The organism is Kurthia massiliensis (assembly GCF_000285555.1).
Classification (GTDB): Bacteria; Bacillota; Bacilli; order Bacillales_A; family Planococcaceae; genus Kurthia; species Kurthia massiliensis.
On record NZ_HE611000.1, the window covers coordinates 137,938 to 142,161 of the forward strand.

Consider the following 4,224-nt stretch of genomic DNA (forward strand, 5'->3'; position numbering starts at 1 on the left):
AGTGGTATAACTTTGAACCGAATTCTTTTTACTTTTGAAGCGAGGATATTTGTTTTGCTTTTTAAAGAAACGGTCAAAGGCAGCTAATAGGTTTTCATAGGAGGCTTGTAATGCCACACTGTCTACGTTACGTAGCCAAGCAGTATCATCTTGTTTTTTCAGCTTTGTGAGCATTTTGGACATAAGGGAACGATTCAGTCCTTTACCTTCTTCTTTGTAAGACGTATTCCATCGTTCAAGGAAATGATTGTAGACAAAACGGCAATGACCATGTGTTTGATGAATAAGCGCTTGTTGCTCTTTATTTGGATAGATACGGAACTGGTAAGCTTTATGTGACATGACAAACACCTCCTTTTTCTCATATTATATTGAGAACAGGTGTTCCTTTCAACAAATTGGCACGCGCAAAAAATTTGCGTTCGCATTCATCCCCTCCCTACTCACTACGTTCCTTGAGGGAGAGGTCTTCTGCGAAAAAATGATAAACATAATAATGATAAACATAGTATTAAACTTCGTTGCGCATTTGCCTTATATTTCATATGATAATTCCTCTTTCATATTAGACTTTATCATCTAATTCTCTCAGTTTAATGATAATGTTTATAACGTTGCAACCTTTTCAAATATCTCTTTGTACAGGCTATCTATGTTCTTGTCATCTTTTAAATAGAAATACCAAACGTCTTCACTATTTTCATTTAAATGTGGCATATAAACTGTCGTATGAGCGCCATTTTGTAATGTTGCACCATCAGCCGTTTCATAAGTAATACCTCCATTCAAAAACGGTACATGTCTTTTTTCTGAATTAAAAAAGACAATCGGTATTTCAAGATTTTGATAAACGGCTATCAATGAATCATTTGAAGCTTTTTCAAACATTGATGGCGTAATCAAAATCCCATCAAACTGCTTTGATATCTTTTTAGCATCAGCTTTAAGCGTTTCTAATGTAACTTGATTAAAATCTAACTTTTCACTATGTATGTCAGGCACATCCCCAATTACGGCAACCTTCAATGATGATCCTTCATAACCTACATTTTCATTTGAACATGCACTTATTATGAACAAAGCCGTCATGCATAAAATGATTAACATTACTTTAAATTTCACGATAATCCCCCCTTTCTTTACTTTTAATGATTTCTTCGTATATTAAAACATATAAAATTTATTAATTCCATATTTTTCTTAATTAATAATTTTTATACATTTTTAAAAAGTACTAAAACAAGTTAACTGAATACGTTTTTTAAAATTAAAAAACACCCCCTATTCCGGGAGTGTTTCTTCTATATTAATGCGACACGTCTGACACACCAATACCCATATTCGCTTTTACTGTAATCTCATCGAATATTTCATCGTTCGCTGGTTTCTTAGAAAGCAGTGAGCCGACGATGCCTGCGATAAAGCCGAGTGGTACGGTAATGATCGCTGGGTTTGTTAATGGGAATAATGCTGTACCGACGAAAATAGCTGTGCCGTCCGGGCTCCATACGTTCGGGCTAAGTGCGCCTAAAACGAGGCAGCTAATTAAACCTGTAACCATTGCTGCAATGGCACCAGTTGATGTGAAACGTTTCCAGTAAATTGTGTAAAGAATGACTGGTAAGTTTGCTGATGCTGCGATACAAAAAGCAAATGATACTAAGAATGATACGTTTAATGATTGTGCACCTAACGCAAGGATAATCGAGAATACTGCTAAACCGATTGAACCAACGCGTGCCGCAAGCATTTGTTGTTTTTGTGAAAGTGCACCTTTTTTAATAATCTCACCGTATAAATCATGTGAAATCGCTGAAGCTCCTGTTAATACTAATCCAGATACAACCGCTAAAATCGTTGCGAAGGCAACTGCGCAGATGAATGATAGTAAGACGTTACCACCAAGGAATTCTGCAAGAAGCGGCGCTGCTAAGTTACCTGCAGCATTTGCCGCCATAATATCTTTTACGCCAACGAATGCTGCCGCACCGAAACCTAGGAAAATCGTTAATGTGAAGAAAATACCTGTGATCCAAGTTGTCCAAGAAATCGACGTACGTGCTGTTTTCGCATCTTTTACTGTGAAGAAGCGCATTAAAATATGTGGCAGCCCGCCTGTACCAAGCACTAACGCGATTAACATTGAAATCGAATCAAAACCGTTTGTATATTTTACACCTGAATTTAAGAAGTTATCTCCGTGTTCTGTTGCAGTTGACACTTTATCAAACATCGTAATAATGCTGAAATCAAAATGACGTAATACTAAAAATGACATTAAAGCTGTACCGAATAGTAGTAAGCAAGCTTTAATAATTTGTACCCAACTCGTTGCACCCATACCGCCGAATAGTACGTAGATTGTCATCATCGTACCAACGATTAATACAGCAATCCAATAATCGATACCGAATAATAATTGAATTAATGCACCTGCACCTACAAGCTGTGCAATCATATATAAAATGACGATCGTAATCGTACTCATCGCAGCTGCCGCACGAACACGTTTTTCATTAAAACGCGCTGTAATCATATCTGCTAATGTGTAACGACCTAAATTACGAAGTGGTTCTGCTATCATATATAGTACGACTAAGTTTGCCACAACATATCCTACTGAGAAGAAGAAACCATCAAAGCCAGATAATGCGATTGCACCGGATACACCTAAAAATGCTGCGGCTGATAAATAGTCTCCAGAAATGGCTAAACCATTTTGCCATCCTTTTAAACCACCGCCTGCTGTATAGAAATCATTTGCTGATGATGTTTTCTTCGCCGCTAAATACGTGACGAACAATGTCAGCAATACAATGCCTAAGAAAAAGCTAATCGTTACAATATTCATAAACTCATCCCCCTTGATGTATGAAACTACTTGTTGTCTTCATACTCTTTTAAAATTTTTGCGACTTCTTTGTCATACTTGCTTGCACGACCTTTGTATACTTCACAAAGCACAATCGTCATCACAAATAATGACAATGAGTACACCCAAACCCACGTAATCTTTCCAACGACACGATGTTCTAATACAGTTGTGAAAGATGTGAGAATTGGCAGTGTAATATAGGCCATTAAAAACAAAATAGTTGTTGAGAATAAGAATGTTTTCTTTTTTCTCACAAGCTTTTTGAAAGATGCCATTTGGGCAATCTCACGATAAATTTGTTGTTTTTGTTTTGTTTCTACGTGTTGAGCCGACTCCCCAATCGACTCATCTCGCTGCTGATCAACTGTTACATCTATTTGATTAGCCATTGTACATACCCCCTTCAAATTACGTTAAATGCTGTTTAAAACATCAATTTTCTGTTTAAGTGATGTTTCGTAACCTTATTGTATGCGGGCTATTATATAAAATCAACACTATTTTTTCTAATCATTTTCCGAAAATGGTAAATTCACACATCGTTAAAATATAGCAATAACACCGAAGAAAATTTCATGTTTTACCACCTTTTTAAAGCATAAAAACGAAAATAACAGAAAATTCGAACATTAAAAAGAATTTTATGACATAAAGTACAAAAAAACGAAAAAACAACATTCTTTAATCATTCATTACTTCGAACAATAAAATATTTCTATATAATAATTTTTTTGAAAAAAATTTAAAATGTGTTATAAAACAGTTTTGTTTTAAATGCTTAAATAGTTTTGTTTTATTATTTTTTTGAAGTCTTTTAAAACGAAAAAATGAGGGAAGTGTATAAGAAAAGGAGGAATGTTTATGTTACTCGAACAACAACGTCAAGAATTGTTTGATTATGTCACGTCTATTTCATTAGATGATTTATTTAAAAAGCCTACAGAAGATAGTTGGGATACACTACAAATACTGGCTCATCTCGCTTTAATTGAACAAGATGCGACGAAAGCTGTACAACAAGCACTGCTCGAACAAGATTACGTAGAAGAAGTACCGCAAAAACCGGTGCATTTAGCAGCAGATCGAACAAAAAAAGTCGAAACGAAAGATCGTTGGCAACCGAAAGAGCCTCATTACACGCTTGAAACCGTTATGGCGCAGTTAGAACATAGTCGCCAAGCGCTTAATCAAGTACTTTCTCACGCGAGCGACCGTGACTTAGAACATTTGCTCATCGAAACAGACCCATTTGGCCCAATATCGATTGCACAATTTATCGATTTTCTACAATATCATGAACAGCGTCATTTCGACCAAATTAAAGAAAATGTCCAATTACCTTCATAAAT

5 protein-coding genes are annotated in these 4,224 nt (G+C 35.7%); 1 reads left to right on the forward strand and 4 read right to left on the reverse strand.

Annotation, left to right across the window (positions count from 1 at the left end; translation table 11 throughout):
* The 4 genes from KMHG_RS12125 to KMHG_RS12140 all read right to left on the reverse strand — a co-directional run.
* A partial coding sequence (locus tag KMHG_RS12125) for a helix-turn-helix domain-containing protein (RefSeq protein ID WP_010289874.1) occupies positions 1 to 342 on the reverse strand: 342 nt, incomplete at its 3' end.
* Positions 343 to 606: 264 nt separating this feature from the next.
* Entirely contained in the window at positions 607 to 1,122 is a 516-nt protein-coding gene (locus KMHG_RS12130) for a hypothetical protein (RefSeq protein WP_010289877.1), read from the reverse strand.
* Between the two features lie 184 nt (positions 1,123 to 1,306).
* The gene (locus KMHG_RS12135) at positions 1,307 to 2,851 is read right to left on the reverse strand and encodes a solute symporter family protein (protein ID WP_010289884.1); all 1,545 of its coding nucleotides are present in this window, start codon (positions 2,849 to 2,851) and stop codon (positions 1,307 to 1,309) included.
* A 26-nt stretch (positions 2,852 to 2,877) separates the two neighbouring features.
* Complete coding sequence (locus tag KMHG_RS12140) at positions 2,878 to 3,264, reverse strand: DUF485 domain-containing protein (protein WP_010289888.1); 387 nt, start codon at positions 3,262 to 3,264, stop codon at positions 2,878 to 2,880.
* A gap of 472 nt (positions 3,265 to 3,736) precedes the next feature.
* Between KMHG_RS12140 and KMHG_RS18505 the strand changes: the two genes are divergently transcribed.
* Positions 3,737 to 4,222, forward strand: a complete 486-nt coding sequence (locus KMHG_RS18505) for a DinB family protein (protein ID WP_010289889.1) — start codon at positions 3,737 to 3,739, stop codon at positions 4,220 to 4,222.
* Positions 4,223 to 4,224: the final 2 nt, after the last annotated feature.